This is a genomic window from Paraburkholderia mimosarum LMG 23256 = NBRC 106338, assembly GCF_000739815.1.
GTDB lineage: Bacteria > Pseudomonadota > Gammaproteobacteria > Burkholderiales > Burkholderiaceae > Paraburkholderia > Paraburkholderia mimosarum.
In genome coordinates, this window is the sequence record NZ_BBJJ01000007.1 from 76008 (window position 1) to 97309 (window position 21302).

Genomic DNA, 21302 nt, shown 5'->3' on the forward strand with positions numbered 1-21302 from the left:
GCCATGCCACTCACCGCGAAAATCGCCCTAGTGCTCGACATGGTGGCCCGCACGGGCCGCGCGCCTTACCACGAGCAAACGGCGCAGGAAGCGCGCGCCGAATACGAGAAGAGCGCCTCGGTGCTGGAAATTCCGGCCGCGCCGATGCATGCCGTGGAAGACCTGCGGGTGCCGATGCGTGACGGCGCAACGATTGGCGCGCGCCTTTATCTGCCCGTCGAGCCGCATTGGGCCGAGCCGCTGCCCGTGCTCGTCTACTATCACGGCGGTGGCTTCACGATCGGCAGCGTGGACACGCACGATGCGATCTGCCGCATGTTCGCACGCGACGCGCGCTGCGCCGTGTTTTCCGTGGACTACCGGCTGGCACCCGAACATCGCTTCCCGACCGCGGTCCACGACGCCTTCGACGCCTACGCGTGGCTTCACGCACACGCGGCCGGCTATGCGCTGGACGCGGCCCGCTTCGCCGTCGGCGGCGACAGCGCGGGCGGCACGCTCGCCACGGTCTGCGCGCTGCTGGCGCGCGACGCGGGCATGCCGCCAGTGCTGCAATTGCTGTTCTATCCGGCGGTGAGCGCGCATCAACGCACGCAATCGCACGAGCGGCTCGCGGATGGCTATCTGCTCACCGCGCCGACGATCCAGTGGTTCTTCGGCCACTACGTGCGCGATGTTTCGGACCGCGACGACTGGCGCTTCGCGCCGCTGGACGGCACGCGCGGTGCACCGGATTTTCGCGGCGTCGCGCCGGCGTGGATCGGCGTGGCCGAATTCGATCCCCTCGTCGATGAAGGCGAGGCCTACGCGCAAAAGCTGCGCGAAGCCGGCAACGAGGTGACGCTCGTACGCTACGACGGTGTGATCCACGAGTTCATCAAGATGGGGGCGTTCGTCGACGAGGCGCGGCGCGCGCAGCGAGAGGCCGCCGATGCGCTGCGCCTGGCGCTAGGCACGGGCGACTGAAGCGCGCCGAGGCAGGATCAGCCCGCTTCGACCGTATAAGTCGCGCGGCGCTCGAATGCGCCGGGCCGGACGATGCGGTGCGAGCCGTCGTCGTCGCTGCGTTCCAGCGCTTCTACGTCAAGCAATGCGCCGCGCAGACTCACGCGCAACGCCGTGGTGCCGCGCGTGCCGTAATCGGGCGTTTCGATAAATGCCGCAGAAAGCGCGCGTTCGCGTTCCAGCGAAATGCCCGTGGCGGGCAGGTCGCGGTCGGGCGCGACTTGCGGGTCGCGCATCATGTCCACGAGCCGCGCGAGCGGCACTTGCGCGTCGCCTGCCGAAGGCTGAATGAGTTGCGCGAGTTCCGCGCGCTTGCGTGCGAGCTTCGGCCATGGCGTGTCGAGCACGGCGTTCGAAATGCCGTGCGTGCCTTCGGGCAGCAGCGCGGGCGCACGGTCGGCGCGGTTGCAGTACCACGCGAGTTCCCGGCGCACCCAGTCGCCGACGATCAGATTGAAGCCGTTGTAGAGCGCGCCCGAGCGCGCAACCTCGTCGAGATAGCCGAGCGGCGTATCGGGCAGGCCTTGCGCGCCCGTAAGCCAGCGCGAGACGAGCGTGCCGCGCGTGGGCGCGTCGGGGCGCATGTCGTTGGGCGCGCGATAGTTCGTGAGCGCGGCGAAGCGGCCGCTGCGCGTCATGCCGAGCCAGGTGCCCCCGCCCACGAGATCGCGGCCCGCCAGCACCCCCGCGGGCGTGCTGCCAGGCGACGTCACGATGTCCGGGACGCTCCACCAGTGCAGCGGATCGGCGGTGCGGCGCAGGAATTCGTCACGGTTTGCCGCGAGTGTGAACAGCGCGCCGGCGCTCGCGCGCGGACGCCAGTCGAAAACGATCAGGCACATGGGGCTGGCGCTTGCAAGGTCGAGAGGGGAGCCGCTTCAAAGCGGCGTGAGGCGCAGGGCGCCTCACGCGCAAGGAATGCGGCAAGCAACGTCAAACTTCGGCCGGCAATGCGTAAGGCAGCGGCAGCACGCGCAGCACGGGGCCGTCCGCAGCGCCCAGATGGACGCTGCCCGTTTCGAGTGCGGCGAGCTTGATCTCCGCGAGCAGATCGACGCCGCCTTCGGGCGCGGCCGCGGCGTTCACGACCATGCCACACGGCTGGCCCGGATCGTCCGAATGGAATAGCTCGGTGCCTGCGTGAACGATGTCGGGGCTCGCGGCGACGTTGGCGAGCGCGGTGCGGCGCTTGATCGTGCCGCGATACTGGCTGCGCGCGACGATTTCCTGGCCCGGGTAGCAGCCCTTGCGGAAGTTCACGCCGCCCAGCACGTCGTAGTTGACCATCTGCGGCACGAACTGCTCGCTCACGGCTTGCGTGATACGCGGCTCGCCCGCGCGAATGTCGAGCCAGTCCCATACGGCCGGCGGTACGCGTTTCACCGCGTAGTCGAGCTTCGCGAGGCGCGCCTGCACGGCTTCCTTCGGGCCGACCCACAGATAACGGAGCACGCCGGCCGCATCGGGCATGCGGATCAGCGTGCCGGACGGATCGTCGACCTTCACGTGCACGCCGTCGGGCAGCGCGTCGAACACGCTCGCAAGCGCGCCGCGCACGTCGCCCGCGAGGCCCACCACGAGCAGCTTGTCGCTGTCGTCGGTGAGCCTGGCCTTGGCGCGCAGCACGAACATCGACAGGCGCTTTTGCACGGCGGCCTGCACGTCCTTCGAGATCAGCAGGCGGATCGTGTCGCCGGTCTTCCAGGTGAGGAACGAGGCGAGCAGACGGCCCTTGGGAGAGCAGTATCCGGCGAGGCGCGCGCCGGCCACCTCCAGATGCTGGACGTCGTTGGTGAGCTGGCTATGCAGGAAGCTCGAGGCGTCGTCGCCAGTGGCGTCGATCACGCCGAACTGCGGCAGGATCGCGTAGGCGCCGCCCTTGAGAACGGCGTCGAAGTCGGCCGCAGTCACCGGAGCAAGCGCGGGAGCGGAAAGCGTGGAAGCGGGATCGAGCGGTGAGTTCATGGATTCGGGGAACAGTCAATCCTGACTTTAGCGAAGGCAAGCAGTTATTATATGAGGTCCCCCTGAGTCGTGTTTCCATGTCCCTCCTCAAGAAATGCCTTGTTGCCGGCGCCGCGCTGGTCGTAATCGGCGCCGTTGCGGCGGGCGGCGTATGGCGCTGGGCCACCACGCCGATCGAACTGGCCGCCCCACAGCTCGACGTCACCATCAAGCCACACAGCACCGTGCGCAGTGTCACCGTGCAGTTGCAGCGCGGCGGCGTGCCGGTGCAGACGCAGCTTTTCGTGCTCATGACGCGCGTGCTCGGCCTGCAAAGCCAGCTCAAATCGGGCAACTACGAATTCAAGGCGGGCATCACGCCGTACCAGGTGCTGCAGAAGATGGCGCTTGGCGACGTGAACGAGTCGGTGGCCACCATCATCGAAGGCTGGACTTTCAAGCGCATGCGCGCCGAACTCGACGCCAATCCTGCGCTGCGCCACGAAACGGCCGGCATGAGCGACGCCGAACTGCTCGCCGCGATTGGGGCGCCGCCCGCGCCGAACGGCAGCGGCGAAGGGTTGTTCTTCCCCGACACCTATCTCTTCGACAAAGGTTCGAGCGACCTGGAGATTTACCGCCGCGCTTATCACCTGATGCAGACGCGCCTCGACGAAGCGTGGGCCGCGCGCGCACCGGGCTTGCCGCTGAAGTCGCCCTACGAGGCGCTGACGCTGGCTTCGCTCGTGGAGAAGGAGACCGGGCGCGCCAGCGACCGCGCGCTCGTGGCGGCGGTGTTCTCGAACCGCCTGAAGGTGGGCATGCCGCTGCAGACCGATCCGGCCGTGATCTACGGCCTTGGCGACGGCTACATCGGGCATTTGCGCAAGCGCGATCTGCAGTCGGACACTCTCTACAATACCTACCTGCGTCTCGGCTTGCCGCCGACGCCGATCGCACTGCCCGGCGCCGCGGCACTCCAGGCGGCGCTCAATCCGGCGTCGACGGCCGCGCTGTACTTCGTGGCGCGCGGCGATGGCAGCAGCGAGTTTTCTGACAATCTCGTCGACCACAACAAGGCCGTCGACAAATACATCCGGGGTAATTAAATGGCGCGGGGCCGATTCATTACGTTCGAGGGCATCGACGGCGCGGGCAAGACCACGCATCTCGCCTGGTTTCGCGACCAGCTTGCGCACAAGCTCGCACCTTCGGGCCGTGCGGTCGTCACGACGCGCGAGCCGGGTGGCACGCCGCTCGGCGAGTCGATCCGCGAGATCGTGCTGCATCAGTCGATGGACCTCGAAACCGAGGCGCTGCTGATGTTCGCCGCGCGCCGCGAGCATCTCGCCAAGGTGATCGAGCCCGCGCTCGCGCGTGGCGACTGGGTGCTCTCCGACCGTTTCACCGACGCCACGTTTGCCTATCAGGGCGGCGGACGCGGCCTGCCGCGCGACAAGCTCGAAACGCTGGAGCGCTGGGTGCAGGGCGGTTTCCAGCCGGATCTGACGGTGCTATTCGACCTGCCGCCTGACACCGCGAGCGAGCGGCGCGGAGCGGCGCGCGAGCCCGACCGTTTCGAGAGCGAGTCCGATGCGTTCTTCAAGCGCACGCGCGCCGAGTACCTGCGCCGCGCGGAAGAAGCGCCATACCGGTTCGTCATCGTCGACTCTTCGCAGGACATCGACGTGATTCGTAAAAAACTCGAGCAAGTGATCGCAGGGCTTTGATCCAAAAGGATGTTCAACTTCCTCAAGCGCAGCGCACACTTCAGCCCGCTTCTCATGAAGATCGCCTAACCGATTGATTCCAAAGACGATGATCTATCCCTGGCAAACCGACGACTGGCAACGCTTGCAGCAACTGCGCAGCCACTGGCCGCATGCACTGCTGCTCCATGGCCAGGCGGGCATCGGCAAGCTCCACTTCGCGCAGCATCTGGCGAAGGGCTTGCTCTGCGAATCGCCGCAGGCCAACGGCGAGCCGTGCGGTTCGTGTGCGGCATGCCACTGGTTTGCCCAGGGCAACCATCCCGATTACCGCATCGTCGTCCCCGAGGCACTGGCCGGCGAGGTCGGCCAGGCCGCAGAGGAAGAGGCCAGGGCCGAAAAGGCGGAGGGCGAAGAGGGCAAGAAGAGTCGCGCGCCGAGCAAGGAAATCCGCATCGAGCAGGTGCGCGCGCTGCTCGACTTCGCGGGCGTGGGCTCGCACCGCGGCGGCCTGCGCGTGGTCGTGCTGTATCCGGCCGAGGCGCTTAACGTCGCCGCCGCCAACGCGCTGCTGAAAACGCTGGAGGAACCGCCCGCCGGCGTGGTGTTCCTGGTGGTGTCGGCACGCATCGACCGCCTGCTGCCTACCATCATCAGCCGTTGCCGCCAGTGGCCCATGGGCACGCCGGCGCCCGAGGCCGCCACGGCCTGGCTCGCGCAGCAGGGCGTGGATGAAGCGCCGGCGCTGCTCGCCGAAGCCGGCGGCGCGCCGCTCGCGGCGCTCGCGCTCGCGCACGATGAAAACCGCACGCTGCGCGACTGGACGCTGGCCCAGCTCGCGGCGGGCCCCGCCTGCGATGCGTTTGCCTGCGGCGAGACACTGCAGAAGCTGCCGGTGCCGCTCGTGCTGGGCTGGCTGCAGCGCTGGGCCTACGACCTGCTCGCCGAACGCACTGCGGGCCGTCCGCGCTATTTCCCGCAGGCCGCCAGCGCGCTTGCGCGGTGCGCCGCGAAACTCGACGCGGCGGCGCTCGCTCGCTACATGAAAACCGTCACGCGCCAGCGCGCCGTGGAGAACCATCCGCTGAATGCGCGCCTCGTATTCGAGGAACTCTTTCTCGGCTATCGTGAATTGTTCGCCTGACCGGCCCGGCTGAACCGAACCCCCTTCGCAGGACCATCCATGTTTGTCGACTCACACTGCCATATCAACTTCGAGGGCCTCGGCGACCGCCTGCCGCAAGTGCTCGAGAACATGCGCGCGAACGCGGTCACGCATGCGCTCTGCGTGTCCGTCGACCTCGAAACGCTGCCTTCGGTGCTCGACATCGCGAGCCGCTACGAGAACGTCTATGCGTCGGTGGGGGTCCATCCCGATCACGAGCACATGGGGGAGCCCAGCGTGGCCGAACTGGTCGAGCTGGCGCAGCACCCGAAGGTCGTGGCGATCGGGGAAACGGGGCTCGATTACTATCGACTGGGCGAGCGCACGATCGCCGACATGGAATGGCAGCGCGAGCGTTTCCGTACGCATATTCGCGCGGCGCACGCCACGGGCAAGCCGCTCATCGTCCACACGCGCGCGGCCTCGGACGATACCTTGCGCATCATGGAGGAAGAGCGGGCGGGCGTGCCCGGCGGCGTGATGCACTGCTTCACGGAGCCGTGGGCCATCGCCGAGCGTGCGCTGGCGCAAAACTTCTACATTTCGCTGTCGGGCATCGTGACGTTCAAGAGCGCGACGGAGGTTCAGGAAGTGGCGCGCCGCACGCCGATCGATCGCCTTTTGATCGAAACCGACTCGCCATACCTTGCGCCAGTGCCATTTCGAGGCAAACCCAATGAACCTGCGTACGTCAGCCATGTCGGAAGATTCATTGCGCAGCAACGCGGGCTGCCGGACGCCGAACTTGGCGCTGCCACCACGCAGAACTTTTTCCGGCTCTTCAAGCTTCAGCCACCCGCCTGAATCGGGAACCGCGTCCTGCCAATGAAATTCAATATCAACGAGTTAGAAGATAACGCTAAGGCTTGACATGAACTTGAAACCGCTTTCGCCCGCCGCCCATCCGGTTCGCCGCACCGCCGCCGCGCTCGTGTTCGGCGCCGCCGCCGCGCTGATCGGCGCCGGGGCGCACGCTGCTCCGATCGACTCGCTCGTGAAGAGCGTGAAGTTCGACGACGAGAAGGGCGTGCAAAAGGCGCTCGCGAACGGCATGGACCCGAACGCCACGGACGACCAGGGCATGCCGCTCCTCGTGCTGGCCGCGCGCGAGAAGTCCGACAAGGTCGGAGCGCTGCTGCTCGACAACCCGAAGACGAACATCGCCGCCGAAGACCGCGCGGGCGAGAATGCGCTGATGCTCGCCTCGCTCAACGGCGACATCGATCTGGTCAAGCTCCTCATCACGAAGGGCGCCGAGGTCAACAAGAAGGGTTGGACGCCGCTGCACTACGCCGCCGCGAATGGCAACGACGACGTCGCGAAGCTGCTCATCGGCTATTCGGCCGACGTCAACGCGTTGTCGCCCAACGGCACGACGCCGCTGATGATGGCCGCGCGCGGCGACCATCTCACGACGCTCCAGTTGTTGCTCGAGAAGGGCGCGACGCTCGGCGCGAAGAACCAGATCGGCATGACCGCACTCGACTTCGCGCGCCAGTACAAGGCGCCGGACGCGATCAAGGAACTCACGGCGCGCATGACCCAGGCTGGCCTTCCCACGGCGAATACGGCAGCGCCGCAAAACAGTGCAAAATAATAGGGTTGAAGGCGGCCACGATCTGAACAGGCATGGCCGCCCCGCGGCGCTCGCAAGGCGCCGCTTCCCTCGACATCTCAAGGAGAACCATGCTGCGGGTTCTGATCTGTGCGGGCGCGATGGCGTTGCCGCTCTCCGCTTTCGCGTTCACGGCAAGCGACCTCAACCGCCTGTGCACGAAGACCGACCTGGCTTCGCGCAGCGCGTGCGCTGCCTACATCGAAGGTGCCGCTGACGGCATCTTCAACACCATCGACGCCATCGGCGGCACTACCGGGCCGCGCGTGGGTCAATACTTCTGTTTGCCGGCGGACGCGCGCTCCACCCAGCTGACCGACGCGGTGCGCAAGTACATCGCCGACAACCCGAACGTGGCCGGCTATAACGCCAGCACGGCCATCTCGCTCGGGCTCGGCAAGGCGTTTCCCTGCAAGACCGGCAACGGGAGCTGAAGCCGGGCGGTTTTGAGTTGTCGCTGTGCAGCTGGAAGCGCGGCGCGGCGAAATCCCTTGCCGCGCCGCTCGTCATCGAGGCCGCCGCGAGTCGATCTGTAAGCGGACACCGCGGCCAGGCGCATCAGGACGCTTGCCGCCCCGATTCGGCCTGGCCTGTGCCAAACCTGGGTCGAGCCGCGCCGTTTTCGTCCGCGGGCCTGCGCCCGTGCCGTTTCCAGGCGTCGCCTTTTTGCTCAGGATGCTCAGGAGGAACTGGCCGCAGATGCCGACACTCGACGATCTTTCCCGTTTCGCCGACGCGCCGCTGCAAAACTGGCTCGGCACGTTGTTCGTGAGCGCGCTCGCGCTCGTCTTCGCGCTGGCCGCTCACTGGCTGGGCGGACGCGTGTTGCTGCGCGTCGCGCGCCCGTATCCGCGCGTGAACCTGTTCCTGCGCCACGTGCGCAAGCCGGCTCTCGCCGTGCTCGTCATCGTGGCGCTCCAGTTCGTCTGGTGGCAGGCGCCCGATACGCTCAGGCACATCGGCGGCCTGCGCGAGCTGTGCGCGTTCGCGCTGATCGCCGCGATCACCTGGCTCTCGGTGCGCTGCGCGGCGGCCATCGGCGAAGCGATCATCGCCGCGCATCCGCTCGACATCGCGGACAACCTCCAGGCCCGGCGCATCCACACCCAGGCCCGCGTGCTCGCGCGCACGGTGATGGTCCTCATCATCATCGTCGGCGTGGGCTCGGCGCTCATGACCTTTCCAAACGTGCGGCAGATCGGCGCGAGCCTGCTCGCTTCGGCCGGTGTCGCCGGTCTCGTCGCCGGTATCGCGGCACGCCCCGTGCTCGGCAATCTGATTGCCGGTCTGCAGCTCGCGCTTTCCCAGCCGATCCGGCTCGACGACGTGGTCGTGATCCAGGGCGAGTGGGGGCGCATCGAGGAAATCACGGGCACCTATGTATCGGTGCGCATCTGGGACCAGCGGCGGCTCATCGTCCCGCTACAGTGGTTCATCGAGAATCCCTTCACGAACTGGACGCGCAGCAGCTCGCAGATCATCGGCACGGTGTTCCTGTGGTTCGATTACCGCATGCCGCTCGCGCCGCTGCGCGAGGCGCTCGCGGGCATCGTCGACGGCGCGCCGGAATGGGACCGCCGCGTGCAGGTTCTGCAGGTCACCGATGCGAACGAGCGCGCCATGCAGATACGCGTGCTGGTGAGCTCGCGCGATTCCGGGCTCAACTGGGACTTGCGGTGCCGCGTACGCGAAGGGCTGCTCGATTTCGTGAACGAGCATTATCCGCAGTACCTGCCACGGACGCGCGCCGAGGTCTCGGCGGATCTCGAAAGCAGTGCCGTGCCGTCGTTCGTGCGGCGCCAGGCGCGGCAGTCGGCGGGCAGCACGGCGGCGCATACCGAGGCCGATCCGGTGACGGGCACCCGTGTGCCGGGCGACAACGAAGAGCGGGAGGCGCACTGGCCGCCGCCCGACGCAACGGCGGACGCGGGAGCGGCCAACGCGCGCGAGCCTGTCACGGCCGGCCGCCGCGAAAGCGGATGAGGACGGCGAAGCACAACTGCTGCACGGCACCGGCCAGGGGAGATTCCGTCGCCGACGCAGCAGCGTGAAGACAGAAAGAGGAACCGCAAGATGGGCAGACTCATAGTCGTCTCGAACCGCGTGGCGACGCCGACGGAAACCAAGGGCTCGGCGGGCGGGCTCGCGGTCGGTGTGTTCGGCGCGTTGAAGGACGCCGGCGGCGTATGGTTCGGCTGGAGCGGCGACGTGGTGAGCGAGACGGTGGCGAACGCGGGCCCGATGCTCGTCGAAGACGGCCCCGTCACCTTCGCGACAGTCGGCCTCACGCGCAAGGACTACGATCAGTACTACCGAGGATTTTCGAACGCCACGCTCTGGCCGGTCTTCCATTACCGCAACGATCTGGCGCGCTACGAGCGAGATGAATACGCGGGCTACCGTCGCGTGAACGCCTGGCTCGCGCACAAGCTCATGAAGCTGATCCACCCGGACGACAACATCTGGGTTCACGACTATCACCTCATTCCGTTTGCGGAAGCGCTGCGCGCCGAGGGCGTGCGTAACCGCATCGGATTCTTTCTGCATATTCCGTTTCCTGCCCCGCAGGTGCTGCAGACCATTCCACCGCATGACGAGCTTGTCAGATCGCTGTCCTGCTACGACCTGCTCGGCTTCCAGACGAGCAACGACCAGCAGGCGTTTCACGATTACATTGCGCGCGAAGCGCACGGCAAGGTGAGCATGCGGGCCGCGAACGAAGAGCATGGCGACGTCGAGGCCTATGGCCGCAAGCTGCGCACAGGCGTCTACCGCATCGGCGTGTTCCCGGACGAGATCGCCGCACAGGCCGCGCGCTACGAGAGCCGGCAGCACGTGCTCGACCTCAAGCAGAGCCTCGAAGGACGCAAGCTCATCATGAGCGTGGACCGTCTCGACTATTCGAAGGGGCTCGTCGAGCGCTTCCATGCGTTCGAGCAGTTGCTGGAGACGACGCCCGAATGGCGCGGCAAGGTCACGCTCGTGCAGATCGCGCCGCCGACGCGTTCCGACGTTGCCAGCTACAAGTTGATACGCGAGGAACTGGAGCGCGAGGCGGGCCGCATCAACGGCCGCTACTCGGGCCTCGACTACACGCCGATCCGCTATCTGAGTCAGCAGTACGACCGCTGGAAGCTGATGTCGCTGTTTCGCGAATCGCAGGTGGGTTATGTGACGCCGCTTCACGACGGCATGAACCTCGTCGCGAAGGAATACGTGGCCGCGCAGAATCCCGACGATCCGGGCGTGCTCGTGCTGTCGATCTTCGCGGGCGCCGCCGCCGAACTCACGGGCGCGCTGCTCGTGAATCCGCATGATGCGGCGAGCATGTCCGAGGCGCTGGAGCGCGCGCTCTCGATGCCGCTCGACGAGCGCCGCGCGCGCTACCAGACCAACATGGCGGCGCTCAGGCGCAACGATCTCGGCGTGTGGCGCGACAGCTTCCTGCGCGATCTCGCGGCGGTGCCGCAAGCGCGTTAATAACGCCCATCCTGAGCGCGCCCGCGCGCGGCGAGCGACGACGCATTGGCGCCATTGCGTATGATCCTCCGATGATCCGACCCGCACCGCCACGTTCATGCTGACGACGCTCGCCATTGCCAACTACCGCTCGCTGCGCGAGCTCATCGTGCCGCTCGGCGCGCTCAACGTCGTGACCGGTCCGAACGGCAGCGGCAAGTCGAATCTCTATCGCGCCCTGCGTCTGCTCGCGCTCACGGCGCGCGGCGGCGTGATTCCGTCGCTCGCGCGCGAGGGCGGTCTGCAATCCACGCTGTGGGCCGGCCCCGAGCGCTTTTCGCGCGCCGTCGCCGAGGGCGAGCATGCGGTGCAGGGCACGGTGCGCAAGGACGCGGTGAGCCTGCGCCTCGGTTTCGCCGGCGACGCCTTCGGCTACGCCATCGATCTGGGGCTGCCGCTGCCTTCGTCGACCTCGCAGTTTTCGCTCGATCCCGTGATCAAGCGCGAATGCATCTGGAGCGGTCCGGTCCTGCGGCCCTCGGCGCTGCTCGTCGACCGCCAGGGGCCGATGATCCGCATCCGCGACGACTCGGGCGAGTGGACGACGCTCGCGCAGCCCGTCGCCAGCTTCGACAGCATGATGACCGAGTTCGCCGACCCGCGCAGCGCGCCCGAGATGATCGCGGTACGCGAGCAGATCCGCTCGTGGCGCTTCTACGACCACTTCCGCACCGACGAGTACGCGGCGGCGCGCCAGGTGCAGATCGGCACGCACTCGCCGGTGCTTACGGACGACGGCGCGAACCTCGCCGCCGCGCTGCAGACGATCCGCGAGATCGGCGACGGCGCAGCGCTCGATATGGCGATCGGCGACGCCTTTCCGGGCGCGCGCATCGAAATCGTCAATCACGAGGGCCGCTTCGAGATCGCGCTGCGCCAGGAAGGGCTCTTGCGGCCGCTGCGCGGCGCCGAGCTTTCCGATGGCACCTTGCGCTATGTGCTGCTCGCGGCCGCGCTGCTGAGCCCGCGTCCGCCGGGGCTGCTCGTGCTCGACGAACCGGAAGCGAGCCTGCATCCGGACCTGCTGCCGTCGCTCGCGAGGCTCATCGCGCGAGCGTCGAAGCTGTCGCAGGTCATCGTCGTTTCGCACGCGGCGCGACTCGTCGCGGCGCTGGAGCGCGAGGCGGGGAACCAGTCTATCGTGCTTGAACGGCGGCTTGGCGCCACCGGATTCGCCGATCCCGAAACGCTGGACGTGCCCGCGTGGAAATGGCCCGCGAGGTAGGGGAAACACGGGGGTTGTTTCGGCATGTAACACCATATAGAAAATTGAAAGACCAGCGGCGCGCGCGCCCGGCTTGCCGAATAATGGGGCGATCGCTGCGTAGCCGATGCGTGCCCGAAGCGGGCCCTGCGCGACTCCGTGCGAACCCGAACGAGGCTCGAACGGCGCGGAGGCCGGCCCCCGCCTGGCTTAGAATGACCCGCACCGCAAGACAGCGCAACGCGGCCCCGTTTTCTGGAGAGACACCTGATGAGAATTGCGCAGATCGCCCCGCTGACCGAGTCGGTTCCACCCAAGCTGTACGGCGGTACCGAGCGCGTCGTGTCGTATATCACCGAAGCACTGGTCGATCTCGGGCACGACGTCACGCTGTTCGCGAGCGGCGATTCGCTCACGAGCGCGAAGCTCGAGCCCGTGTGGCCGCGGGCGCTGCGGCTCGATCCCGGCATTCGCGACCGCATCGCGCCGCACATGCTCCTCATGGAAATGGTGCGCCGCCAGGCCGACCAGTTCGACGTGCTGCACTTCCATATGGACTACTACTCGTTTTCCGTGTTCAAGCGCCAGGAAACGCCGTTCGTGACGACGTTGCACGGCCGTCTCGATCTGCCCGAGCAGCAGCCGGTGTTCGACACGTTCAACACGGCACCCGTCATCTCGATTTCGAATGCGCAGCGCCAGCCCATGCCCCAGGCGCGCTGGCTGCGCACCGTCTACCACGGCCTGCCGGAGAAGCTCTACGTGCCGCAGCCGGTGGCGCCGCGTTACCTTGCGTTTCTCGGCCGCATTTCGCCGGAAAAGCGCGTCGATACCGCAATACGGATTGCCGGCCGCTGCGGTCTGCCCATTCGCATCGCGGCCAAGGTCGACGAGGCCGACCGCGAGTATTTCGAACGCGACATCAAGCCGTTGCTCGCGTTGCCGCATGTCGAGTACGTGGGCGAGATCAGCGACAGCCAGAAGGCCGAATTTCTCTCCGGCGCGCATGCGCTGCTGTTCCCCATCGACTGGCCGGAGCCCTTCGGCCTCGTCATGATCGAGGCGATGGCGTGCGGCACGCCGGTGGTCGCGTTCAATCGCGGCGCGGTGCCCGAGGTGGTCGAAGAAGGCGTGACGGGCTATATCGTCGAGGACGAGATCGGCGCCGTGGCGGCAGTGAACCGCATCTCGCACATTTCGCGCGCAGGCGTGAGACGTCGGTTCGACGAGCGCTTCACATCGCACCGCATGGCTCAGGAGTACGTGCAGGCGTACGAGGCCGTGATCCGCGCGAACAAGCGCTCGCGCTTCAAGGTGATCGATACGTCCGCGACCTGAGCGTCCGCGCGCCGGGCGCGCTAACGCGAAAGATGCGCGTTACAGTTCGAGTTTCGTGATCTTCGTGCCGCCGAGCGAGAGGTCGCCCATCAGCCCGCTATTGGTGAGCACGAAGACTTCAACGGGACGAGTGGCCGTGGTGGTATCGATCGTGCCGTTCGCGCCGACCTTCACGAGCGCGACGGAGGCGTCGCCGCCCACCGCCCAGCCGCTCGAATTCTGGAATTTGGCGAGCGCTTCGTCCGTCATGAAGAGGTAGATGACGGACTTCGACTGCGCGCCCAGCGTCGCGCCAACCGATGCCGAAGACGTGCTGAAGAAGCCGACGGTCTTGCCGCCCACGCGTAGCGCACCGTCGCCGTGCTCGCCTCCTACGCCGATACCTGCCTGAATCACGCGCGGAAACACCAGGATGCCACGAGCCTTGCCGACCAGATCGCGCGATCCGGGCACGGTTTGATAGAGGCGCGACAACGTGGCGTCGACATCGGCGTCGATCGACTGGGCGCGCGACGCATTGGCGGCAGCGTCAGGCGTTTGGCTGCCGGTGGTGGTGCAGCCCGTAAGCGCCGCTGCGCCGAGAAAGATCGCGGTTGAGGCCTTCAAGAGGAAGCGAGATACGGTCATCTTGTTCTCCGTTGGGTTGCGGGCGCCGCTGATCGGTTATACAGGAACGTTGCAGTCCGTTCGTCGAGGCGGCGCAGGGCGAACGCCGCACGAAGGGTCGGCCTCGCAATGACGTCTAGTGCTCGGGCACCGGCTTGGTCGTGGGCCGCCGCAACGCGCGCTTCACGCCGCCGATCAGCACGCCGATTGCGAGCAGCACTGCAGCAGGCACGACCCAGTAGCCGACGAACGCACGCCACAGGTAGCCGGCGAGCGTCGAGCGCCGCACCGCGTATTCGTCACGCGCGTCCTGTTGTCGCCTGGCGTTCGCCGCGAGCACGTCGGCGGGGCAGCCGGCCGCGCGCGCCGTTTCGGGCGTGCCGTGGCAGCGCAGCGGGGCCCCCGCGGCGCGTTGGGCATCCGTGAACGTCCAGGTGGCCAGCGCGTGTTGCAGGTCCGCGCGGTTATACGCCATCTCGTCCTGAGCCTCACGCACCGCGACGATCATCACGGGCACGAGCCAGAAGACGATCACCATCAGCCAGCGGCGAAACCAGCGGTTCTTGTGTCTCCATGCCATCTGCGCCTCCGTTCGATACCTTTGGCATCAACGTCAACGCGACGGCCCGATGGCTATGTGGGATGTCGTTGGGGAAGGGCCGCCGCTGCAGCCATCATAGGAGAAAAACGGCGCGGCCGAATGGGGGGAGCAGACGCGATTGCGCGCAGACCGCCGATGATTCGCACAACGCAAGGCCCGCGTGCCGGCTAACAGTGAAACGCTGCAGTGCACAACACCGCGCATAAAAAAGCGCCGCAGCAAACGCTGCGGCGCGCGGATCCTGACGTTGGGCAGTGGGCCCGGACGCTTCGCTCAGGTCTTCGTCGAGAGGCACTGCTTCATGAATGCCTTGCGGTCGTCGCCTTTCTTGTCGCCGGCCTGCGTGTTGCACGCCTTCATGCGTTCCTGCTGGGTCATCGTGGGTGCCGGGGCGCCGGCGGCCGAAAGACATTGCTTCATGAACGCCTTGCGGTCGTCGCCTTTCTTGTCGCCGGCCTTGGCGTTGCAGTCCTTCATCTTGTTCTGCTGGCTATTCGCCGCGGGCGCGGAGGCGGGCGCGGCCGTTTGCGCGAACGCCGGAGCGGCCAGCACGCCGCCCAGTACGATTGCAGCAATGACGGATTGCATCTTCATCGTTGACTCCCTTGAATTGGACGTTGTCGGTAGACGTGCGGCCAGGCCGTGAATGGCGGGCGCACCTCCAGCGCGCAGCTATTATTGGCGTAGCCGCCATTAAAACGACGCTGCGGCGTATTCGGTTGACGAAGACGCCGCTGCCCGACGGTCATCGGCGGCCGTCCCGCCAGCCCACTTCGGCCGCAACAGCACGGAGAACGCCCATGCATTACCTCTTGATGTACGAACTCGCCGACGATTACCTCGAACTCCGCCCCGAGCACCGCGGCGCGCATCTGGCGCTCGCCTGGGCCGCGGCCGAACGCGGTGAACTGCTGCTCGCGGGCGCGATCGCCGATCCCGTCGACAGTGCGCTGCTGCTCTTTCAGGGCGACAGCCCGGCCGCTGCGGAAGCGTTTGCGCGCGCCGACCCTTACGTGTGCTCCGGTCTCGTGAAGAACTGGCGTGTGCGTCCGTGGCAAACGGTGGTGGGCGAGCACGCTTCGAATCCGGTGCGATAGGGGTGCGATAGGGGTGCGATAGGGTGCAATAGGGTGCGATAAGGCACGACGGCAGCAATCGAGGCAAGAAGTCCGGCTCCGGGGCGGCTCGATCTTGCGCGCGGCCATGGGGCTCGCCGGCAGCGTTCATGCCGGGCGGGCGCGCATACCAGCGTCAGCGCGATTCAATGGCGGGCCGCGCTCATTTGCATACGCGGATTTCTCGTTTGGCGCGGGCGCACAGCCTCGTTACGATGAACCCGATACCGCCACCGAAGGGCCCGCCATGTCAGAATCCGTCTCCTTCAAGCCCCGCGTCGTCGAACCGGTCGTGCCCGATGCGCCCGACGGGCTCGGGCTCGCAGTCGAACTGTGGCTGGCACGCCCGGTCGATGGCATTGCGGGCCGCGCGCTGCGGATTCATTTGCGCCACGGCGCGCGCATGGACCAGGCCGAGACGTTGCGCGATCTGCTCCATGCGGTTGCCACGGAGATCGTCGTGTCGTGAGCGCTCGCGTGTGGCCAGGCTCGCTTCCGCTCAGACGAGCGGCGTGGCAAAGAGCGCGTCGAGCAGCTTCGACGAGGACGTGTCGGCAAGGCGCGTGAGCGATTCGACCATGCGCACCTGGCAGTCCACGAGCGGCAGCATGCGAATGCGCCGCGACTCGCCAAACTCCGCGTGCGCGATCACCCCCACACCCACGCCATGCGCGATGGCGGTCTGCAGCGCCTCGCGTCCGTCCACATAGAGCACGGGTTGCACCTGCAGGCCTTTGCGCACCAGCTCCGCTTCGAGCAGTTGCTGCGTTACCGAATGCGTTTCGCGAAACACCATCGGCTCGCGCACGAGTTCCTCGTAGGTCATGCGGCGCTTTTTCGCGGTCGGGCTCTCGGCGGGCACGACGGCGACCAACGGTTCTTCGCGCAGCACGCGGGCCTGCAAGCGACTATGCACCTGTCGCGCGGCGGTAATGGCCGCATCGGCTTCGCTCGCGAGTACGCGGCGCATGCATTCCGTCGCGTTTGCGATGGTGAGCTTGATGACCACCCCGGGATAACGCCGCCTGAATGCGCCTATCAGTTTGATCGCGAGGTCGGGCGCGTCGGCCGCGAGCGCGAGTTCGCCCGATTCGAGCGCGCCCGCGGCTTCGAGCAGCCGCCGCGCATCGCGCTCGCAGCCCACCATCTGCCGCGTGAGCGCAAAGAGCCGCCGTCCGAGTTCGGTGGGTTCGACGCCGCGCGGTCCACGCTCGAACAGCTTGACCCCGAAATCCTGCTCGAGCCGCCGTACGTGGTCCGACACGGCGGGCTGCGTAAGCGAGAGCGCCCGCGCGGCGCGCGAGAATCCGCCGTGTTCTGCGACTGCGTGAAAAGCCCGCAATTGCGCATATTGCATGCGATGCCCCTTGATGCGCCGATAAGTGCAAGTTATATGCACATCGATTATATCGATTTTACCGATGGCCCGCGCTGCGCTAACGTGTCGGCATCGACTCTTTTGCGCCTACCGGAGCCCGCATGTCCCTTCCTGCCGAGCCGTATCTCCTGACCCCCGGACCTTTGACCACCGCGGCGTCGACCAAGGCCGCGATGCAGCGCGACTGGGGCTCGTGGGACGCCGACTTTCGGGCGATGACCGCGCAACTCCGTGCCGCGTTGCTCGAAATCGCCGGCGACGAGCGCGGCGAATTCGACTGCGTGCCGCTGCAGGGCAGCGGAAGCTATTGCGTCGAGGCGATGCTCGGCAGCTTCGTGCCGCGCGACGGCCATGCGCTCGTGCTGGCCAATGGTGCGTACGGCAAACGCATCGCCACGACGCTGCGCTATCTCGGCCGCCGCCACACGGTCCACGACACGGGCGACTACCTGCCGCCGCGCGCGGCCGATGTGGAGCAGTTGCTCGCCACGAACCCTGACATCACGCACGTCGTGGCGGTGCACTGTGAAACCAGCTCGGGCATCCTCAACCCGATCGAAGAGATCGCCGCCGTGACAGCGCGCCAGGGCCGGCGTCTCCTGATCGATTCGATGAGCGCGTTCGGCGCGCTGCCGCTCGACGTGCGCACCCTGCCGTGCGACGCGTTCGTCTCGTCGGCGAACAAATGCATCGAAGGGGTGCCGGGCTTCGGCTTCGTGATTGCGAAAAAAGAAGTGCTGCGCGACGCGAAGGGCGTAAGTCACTCGCTCTCGCTCGATCTGCACGACCAGTGGGACGCCATGAACCGCACCGGCCAGTGGCGCTTCACGCCGCCCACGCACGCGGTTGCCGCATTCATCGAGGCACTGCGGCTGCACGCGCTCGAAGGCGGCCAGCCCGGGCGTCTCGCGCGCTACGCGCGCAACCGCGACGTGCTGGTCGAGGGCATGCAAGGACCCGGCTTCGAGCCGTTGCTCACGCAACGCTGGCGCTCGCCCATCATCGTCACGTTTTTCTCGCCGGCCGATCCGGCCTTCGATTTCGCGCGCTTCTACGAGTTCATGAAGGCGCAGGGTTTCATCATCTATCCGGGCAAGCTGACGAGCGTGGAGAGCTTCCGCATCGGCTGCATCGGCGCGCTCGATGAAACCGTCATGCGCCGCGTCGTGGCCGCTTGCGGCGAAGCCTTGCGCACGCTCGGCGTGGCGAGCGCGGCCCCCGCGCCGCTCGACCTCGGCGCGCGCGAGGCGCTCGCGGTTTGATGCCCGCATCCGTCACCACTTCTCACCCTCGATTCTTTGGCAGGACTATGAAACACGTCAAGGCAGTGATCTTCGACTGGGCCGGCACCGTGGTCGACTACGGTTCGCGCGCGCCGATGGGCGCCTTCGTCGAGACCTTCGAGGAATTCGGCGTGCCGATCACGATCGAAGAAGCACGCGGTCCGATGGGTATGGCCAAGCGCCCGCATATTGCAGCGCTGCTCGCGCTGCCGCGCGTCGCGGCGGCATGGGAAACGCGCTACGGCCATGCGCCGGGCGAGGCAGACATCGACGCCGTGTATGACGTCTTCGTGCCGAAGAACGTCGCCGTGGCCGCGCAGTACAGCGACGTGATTCCAGGTGTCGCGGCCGTGACCGCCGCGCTGCGCGCCGACGGCGTGCGCATCGGCTCGACTACGGGGTACACGCGCGAGATCATCGACCGCATCGTGCCGGTCGCAAAGGCGCAGGGCTTCGAGGCGGACAGCATCGTCTGCACCGGCGACACGCCCGAGGGCCGCCCATCGCCCTACATGATCTATCGCACGCTGCCAGAACTGGGCGTGTGGCTCGCGCGCGAGGCGATCAAGGTGGACGACACCGAAGTCGGCATCGAAGAGGGCATCAACGCGGGGACGTGGGCGGTCGGCGTCGCCGTGAGCGGCAACGCGTTCGGGCTTGCCGAGGAAGCAGTCCGCGCCCTCGCGCCGGACGAGTTCGCGCGCCGCCGGGCGGCGGCGGTGGAGCGTCTGCGGGCGGCGGGCGCGCACTATGTGATCGACAGCGTCGCCGATCTGCTGCCCGTGGTGAACGAGATCGATGCGCGGCTCGCGCGCGGCGAGCGTCCCTGAGCGCCCCGGCCCGCGCCTCCCAGCGGGCGCGTGCCTGATTCTGCCAATGTCGCGCGAATGGACTTTGCAGCGACCTGCGTTACCATGGGCGCCCCTGCCATAGAGGCCAGCATTTTGCCAATACGTGGCCGCCGCCCATGAAGACGTTCCTGCTTTTCGTCGTGACCGCGCTCGCCGAGATCATCGGCTGCTATCTGCCTTACCGCTGGCTGCGCGCAGGCGCGAGCGCGTGGCTTCTCCTGCCCGCCGCGGTTTCGCTCGCGCTCTTCGCGTGGCTGCTCACGCTCCATCCCACGGCTGCGGGGCGCACGTATGCGGCTTACGGCGGCGTGTATGTCTGCGTCGCCATCCTGTGGCTGTGGGCCGTCGAGGCCGTCCGGCCGAGCCCGTGGGATTGGGCCGGTATCGCGTTCACGCTTTGCGGCATGGCGCTCATCATGTTCCAGCCGCGCTGATCGGTGCGTCGCCGTGCGATAGCAGGGCGCGTCCTGACGCTGAACCGCTGCGGCATCGGTCCTTCGTTGCCTCGTGGTGCGGCTCCATGTGGCCCTCCACCGCAGATACGTGCCGCGTGGCACCCGCCATCCCGGAGGACTGGAGAAAATGCTTCGGAAAGCTAACTGATACTCGGGCGATGCGCCATGCATGACGGCCGGTACGCCAGTTGCTATGTGAACGTCGGGCACAGTCTATGGAACACAAACGCATCGAGCGTCCAGGCAAGCAGCGCGACGAACGAGTCCGGCGCGGCAGGGGGCAGCGATGCGAAGGGGGCAACGACGATGCACGAAAATCGCGTTTTTCATTTTCCCGGCAAAGCTCGCGAAACCCGCCCGGCCCAAGGGAAAGGCAGCGTCGAGGCCTTCCATCTGGCCCCGCATGGCTGGGTGCCGAACAACGCGCGCTTGCCGGTGATCGTCTATCGGCGCGCGCTCGCACCCGGCGCCCAGGACCTCGCGCGCGCGTTCAGCGAGCGTTTCGAGGCGAACGGCTGGCCGGTGCGACGATTCGACGGCTTGTTCGACTATCACCATTACCATGCCACGGCGCACGAGGTGCTCGGTGTATTCGCGGGCACGGCCGAATTGATTCTCGGCGGCCCGGGCGGGCGGGTGCTGCGCTTGCGTGCAGGCGACGCGTTGTTGCTCCCGGCTGGCACGGGTCATTGCCTGCTCTCGCTCGCGGGTGGCTTTCGCGTGGCGGGCGGGTATCCGCGCGGGCAGCAGTGGGATATTCGGCGCGGCGCGCCCACGCCGGCCGAGTTGCGGATCATGCAGGCGCTGCCGTTTCCGCCGACCGATCCCGTCGACGGCGAGCATGGGCCGCTGGTCGAGCATTGGCTCGCGTCGGCGTGAAGCCCCGGGCACAGCGCTTGCATCCCCTCGGTCGTCACCGTGCATCGCGCACGAGGGAGGGGGAGGCCATGACGACCCGATCGAATCGCCTGCTGCGCCGGATGCCGTTGGGCCACGCTGGCGCGCTCATCGTTGCGCTGTGTTGCACATCGGGCGCGGCGACGGCCGTCCACGCACAGGGTGCGCCGCAATCGATCGCCGTGCAGCGCATGGCGACGGTGCAGTCCGGCACGGGCTTTCGCGCCTCCCGGCTGGTGGGCTCCGATGTCTACGACAACAACGGCAGCAAGATCGGCACGATCGACGACATCGTGCTCGAGTCGCCCAACCAGGGCGCCTTCGCGATCCTCTCCGTGGGCGGGTTCCTCGGCATGGGCAAGCATCTCGTCGCGGTGCCGTTCAATGATCTGCGCATCGACAGCCGGCAGATCGTGCTGCGGACCGACAAGGCGCAACTGCAGGCCATGCCCGAATTCAACTACGCACACGATTGATCGATCCCTGCGCGAGCGTGCCTGTTGCTCCGCAAGGCGAACCGTTCCCTGGTCCGCAGTCCGCCTTGGTCCAAAGTCCTATTGCGCGCCCCTGTCCCACGCACCATAGTGGAACGATGCCTCGTGGGAGGCCTCACGGCG

The 21302-nt window shown here is 67.1% G+C and carries 24 protein-coding genes; 18 read left to right on the forward strand and 6 right to left on the reverse strand.

The features are described from left to right. Positions 1–3 precede the first annotated feature (3 nt). On the forward strand, positions 4–966 hold the full coding sequence (locus BMI01S_RS07950) for an alpha/beta hydrolase (protein WP_028213113.1): 963 nt from the start codon (positions 4–6) through the stop codon (positions 964–966). A gap of 17 nt (positions 967–983) precedes the next feature. On the opposite strand, the gene BMI01S_RS07955 is transcribed toward BMI01S_RS07950, so the two are convergent. Next, the gene (locus tag BMI01S_RS07955; protein WP_028213114.1) at positions 984–1847 is read right to left on the reverse strand and encodes an NRDE family protein; all 864 of its coding nucleotides are present in this window, start codon (positions 1845–1847) and stop codon (positions 984–986) included. A gap of 91 nt (positions 1848–1938) precedes the next feature. Then, positions 1939–2970, reverse strand: coding sequence for a CAF17-like 4Fe-4S cluster assembly/insertion protein YgfZ (ygfZ, locus tag BMI01S_RS07960; RefSeq protein WP_028213115.1), 1032 nt, complete (start codon positions 2968–2970; stop codon positions 1939–1941). 77 nt (positions 2971–3047) lie between these two features. Here ygfZ and mltG point away from each other — a divergent pair, with 77 nt between their 5' ends. The 10 genes from mltG (at position 3048) to BMI01S_RS08010 (ending at position 13499) form a co-directional block, all read left to right on the forward strand. Further along, positions 3048–4058, forward strand: coding sequence for an endolytic transglycosylase MltG (mltG, locus tag BMI01S_RS07965; RefSeq protein ID WP_028213116.1), 1011 nt, complete (start codon positions 3048–3050; stop codon positions 4056–4058). Beyond that, positions 4059–4679: a dTMP kinase gene (gene tmk / locus BMI01S_RS07970; protein ID WP_028213117.1), complete on the forward strand. Its 621-nt coding sequence runs from the start codon at positions 4059–4061 to the stop codon at positions 4677–4679. Positions 4680–4767: 88 nt separating this feature from the next. Further along, the gene (locus BMI01S_RS07975; RefSeq protein ID WP_028231430.1) at positions 4768–5802 is read left to right on the forward strand and encodes a DNA polymerase III subunit delta'; all 1035 of its coding nucleotides are present in this window, start codon (positions 4768–4770) and stop codon (positions 5800–5802) included. 39 nt (positions 5803–5841) lie between these two features. After that, positions 5842–6627 carry a TatD family hydrolase gene (locus tag BMI01S_RS07980; RefSeq protein ID WP_028213119.1) on the forward strand — a complete coding sequence of 262 codons (786 nt, stop codon included), beginning with the start codon at positions 5842–5844 and terminating at the stop codon, positions 6625–6627. 67 nt (positions 6628–6694) lie between these two features. Next, entirely contained in the window at positions 6695–7420 is a 726-nt protein-coding gene (locus BMI01S_RS07985; RefSeq protein WP_042288845.1) for an ankyrin repeat domain-containing protein, read from the forward strand. 89 nt (positions 7421–7509) lie between these two features. Continuing rightward, entirely contained in the window at positions 7510–7872 is a 363-nt protein-coding gene (locus BMI01S_RS07990; RefSeq protein WP_028213120.1) for a Rap1a/Tai family immunity protein, read from the forward strand. A 265-nt stretch (positions 7873–8137) separates the two neighbouring features. Then, positions 8138–9421, forward strand: coding sequence for a mechanosensitive ion channel family protein (locus BMI01S_RS07995; protein ID WP_081716100.1), 1284 nt, complete (start codon positions 8138–8140; stop codon positions 9419–9421). Positions 9422–9511: 90 nt separating this feature from the next. After that, on the forward strand, positions 9512–10918 hold the full coding sequence (gene otsA, locus BMI01S_RS08000; protein WP_028213121.1) for an alpha,alpha-trehalose-phosphate synthase (UDP-forming): 1407 nt from the start codon (positions 9512–9514) through the stop codon (positions 10916–10918). Positions 10919–11015: 97 nt separating this feature from the next. Beyond that, on the forward strand, positions 11016–12182 hold the full coding sequence (locus BMI01S_RS08005; protein WP_028213122.1) for an AAA family ATPase: 1167 nt from the start codon (positions 11016–11018) through the stop codon (positions 12180–12182). A 249-nt stretch (positions 12183–12431) separates the two neighbouring features. After that, a complete protein-coding gene (locus tag BMI01S_RS08010) occupies positions 12432–13499 on the forward strand; it encodes a glycosyltransferase family 4 protein (RefSeq protein WP_028213123.1) in 1068 nt (355 codons plus the stop codon). A gap of 39 nt (positions 13500–13538) precedes the next feature. Here the strand turns inward: BMI01S_RS08010 and BMI01S_RS08015 are convergent, their stop codons facing one another. From BMI01S_RS08015 to BMI01S_RS08025, 3 genes are all read right to left on the reverse strand, one after another. Beyond that, complete coding sequence (locus BMI01S_RS08015; RefSeq protein ID WP_028213124.1) at positions 13539–14126, reverse strand: BPSL1445 family SYLF domain-containing lipoprotein; 588 nt, start codon at positions 14124–14126, stop codon at positions 13539–13541. A 115-nt stretch (positions 14127–14241) separates the two neighbouring features. Then, the gene (locus BMI01S_RS08020; protein ID WP_028213125.1) at positions 14242–14685 is read right to left on the reverse strand and encodes a hypothetical protein; all 444 of its coding nucleotides are present in this window, start codon (positions 14683–14685) and stop codon (positions 14242–14244) included. A 294-nt stretch (positions 14686–14979) separates the two neighbouring features. Then, positions 14980–15300: a PsiF family protein gene (locus BMI01S_RS08025; protein ID WP_028213126.1), complete on the reverse strand. Its 321-nt coding sequence runs from the start codon at positions 15298–15300 to the stop codon at positions 14980–14982. A 206-nt stretch (positions 15301–15506) separates the two neighbouring features. Between BMI01S_RS08025 and BMI01S_RS08030 the strand changes: the two genes are divergently transcribed. Together BMI01S_RS08030 and BMI01S_RS08035 are read left to right on the forward strand one after the other, a co-directional pair. Next, on the forward strand, positions 15507–15803 hold the full coding sequence (locus tag BMI01S_RS08030) for a YciI-like protein (RefSeq protein WP_028213127.1): 297 nt from the start codon (positions 15507–15509) through the stop codon (positions 15801–15803). A gap of 265 nt (positions 15804–16068) precedes the next feature. After that, a complete protein-coding gene (locus BMI01S_RS08035) occupies positions 16069–16290 on the forward strand; it encodes a hypothetical protein (protein WP_028213128.1) in 222 nt (73 codons plus the stop codon). A 30-nt stretch (positions 16291–16320) separates the two neighbouring features. On the opposite strand, the gene BMI01S_RS08040 is transcribed toward BMI01S_RS08035, so the two are convergent. After that, a complete protein-coding gene (locus BMI01S_RS08040) occupies positions 16321–17178 on the reverse strand; it encodes a LysR substrate-binding domain-containing protein (protein WP_028213129.1) in 858 nt (285 codons plus the stop codon). Between the two features lie 122 nt (positions 17179–17300). On the opposite strand from BMI01S_RS08040, the gene BMI01S_RS08045 reads away from it, so the two are divergent. From BMI01S_RS08045 to BMI01S_RS08065, 5 genes are all read left to right on the forward strand, one after another. After that, positions 17301–18461 (forward strand): 2-aminoethylphosphonate--pyruvate transaminase, encoded by a 1161-nt coding sequence (locus BMI01S_RS08045; protein WP_042288850.1) that lies wholly within the window; start codon positions 17301–17303, stop codon positions 18459–18461. Between the two features lie 47 nt (positions 18462–18508). Beyond that, positions 18509–19312, forward strand: a complete 804-nt coding sequence (gene phnX / locus BMI01S_RS08050) for a phosphonoacetaldehyde hydrolase (protein WP_028213131.1) — start codon at positions 18509–18511, stop codon at positions 19310–19312. Positions 19313–19449: 137 nt separating this feature from the next. Continuing rightward, a complete protein-coding gene (locus BMI01S_RS08055; protein WP_028213132.1) occupies positions 19450–19767 on the forward strand; it encodes a YnfA family protein in 318 nt (105 codons plus the stop codon). 327 nt (positions 19768–20094) lie between these two features. After that, a complete protein-coding gene (locus tag BMI01S_RS08060) occupies positions 20095–20667 on the forward strand; it encodes a cupin (protein ID WP_028213133.1) in 573 nt (190 codons plus the stop codon). Between the two features lie 68 nt (positions 20668–20735). Beyond that, positions 20736–21161 carry a PRC-barrel domain-containing protein gene (locus tag BMI01S_RS08065; RefSeq protein ID WP_238327958.1) on the forward strand — a complete coding sequence of 142 codons (426 nt, stop codon included), beginning with the start codon at positions 20736–20738 and terminating at the stop codon, positions 21159–21161. Positions 21162–21302 lie beyond the last annotated feature (141 nt).

Coding starts and splice junctions, on each gene's coding strand:
- BMI01S_RS08065 (WP_238327958.1), top strand. CDS start 20,736: ATGACGACCCGATCGAATCGCCTGCTGCGCCGGATGCCGTTGGGCCAC.
- BMI01S_RS08010 (WP_028213123.1), top strand. CDS start 12,432: ATGAGAATTGCGCAGATCGCCCCGCTGACCGAGTCGGTTCCACCCAAG.
- ygfZ (WP_028213115.1), bottom strand. CDS start 2,970: ATGAACTCACCGCTCGATCCCGCTTCCACGCTTTCCGCTCCCGCGCTT.
- BMI01S_RS08055 (WP_028213132.1), top strand. CDS start 19,450: ATGAAGACGTTCCTGCTTTTCGTCGTGACCGCGCTCGCCGAGATCATC.
- BMI01S_RS08020 (WP_028213125.1), bottom strand. CDS start 14,685: ATGGCATGGAGACACAAGAACCGCTGGTTTCGCCGCTGGCTGATGGTG.
- BMI01S_RS08030 (WP_028213127.1), top strand. CDS start 15,507: ATGCATTACCTCTTGATGTACGAACTCGCCGACGATTACCTCGAACTC.
- BMI01S_RS07985 (WP_042288845.1), top strand. CDS start 6,695: ATGAACTTGAAACCGCTTTCGCCCGCCGCCCATCCGGTTCGCCGCACC.
- BMI01S_RS08060 (WP_028213133.1), top strand. CDS start 20,095: ATGCACGAAAATCGCGTTTTTCATTTTCCCGGCAAAGCTCGCGAAACC.
- BMI01S_RS07990 (WP_028213120.1), top strand. CDS start 7,510: ATGCTGCGGGTTCTGATCTGTGCGGGCGCGATGGCGTTGCCGCTCTCC.
- BMI01S_RS08005 (WP_028213122.1), top strand. CDS start 11,016: ATGCTGACGACGCTCGCCATTGCCAACTACCGCTCGCTGCGCGAGCTC.
- BMI01S_RS07995 (WP_081716100.1), top strand. CDS start 8,138: ATGCCGACACTCGACGATCTTTCCCGTTTCGCCGACGCGCCGCTGCAA.
- BMI01S_RS07950 (WP_028213113.1), top strand. CDS start 4: ATGCCACTCACCGCGAAAATCGCCCTAGTGCTCGACATGGTGGCCCGC.
- BMI01S_RS07975 (WP_028231430.1), top strand. CDS start 4,768: ATGATCTATCCCTGGCAAACCGACGACTGGCAACGCTTGCAGCAACTG.
- phnX (WP_028213131.1), top strand. CDS start 18,509: ATGAAACACGTCAAGGCAGTGATCTTCGACTGGGCCGGCACCGTGGTC.
- BMI01S_RS07980 (WP_028213119.1), top strand. CDS start 5,842: ATGTTTGTCGACTCACACTGCCATATCAACTTCGAGGGCCTCGGCGAC.
- tmk (WP_028213117.1), top strand. CDS start 4,059: ATGGCGCGGGGCCGATTCATTACGTTCGAGGGCATCGACGGCGCGGGC.
- BMI01S_RS08035 (WP_028213128.1), top strand. CDS start 16,069: ATGTCAGAATCCGTCTCCTTCAAGCCCCGCGTCGTCGAACCGGTCGTG.
- BMI01S_RS07955 (WP_028213114.1), bottom strand. CDS start 1,847: ATGTGCCTGATCGTTTTCGACTGGCGTCCGCGCGCGAGCGCCGGCGCG.
- BMI01S_RS08015 (WP_028213124.1), bottom strand. CDS start 14,126: ATGACCGTATCTCGCTTCCTCTTGAAGGCCTCAACCGCGATCTTTCTC.
- BMI01S_RS08045 (WP_042288850.1), top strand. CDS start 17,301: ATGTCCCTTCCTGCCGAGCCGTATCTCCTGACCCCCGGACCTTTGACC.
- otsA (WP_028213121.1), top strand. CDS start 9,512: ATGGGCAGACTCATAGTCGTCTCGAACCGCGTGGCGACGCCGACGGAA.
- mltG (WP_028213116.1), top strand. CDS start 3,048: ATGTCCCTCCTCAAGAAATGCCTTGTTGCCGGCGCCGCGCTGGTCGTA.
- BMI01S_RS08040 (WP_028213129.1), bottom strand. CDS start 17,178: ATGCAATATGCGCAATTGCGGGCTTTTCACGCAGTCGCAGAACACGGC.
- BMI01S_RS08025 (WP_028213126.1), bottom strand. CDS start 15,300: ATGAAGATGCAATCCGTCATTGCTGCAATCGTACTGGGCGGCGTGCTG.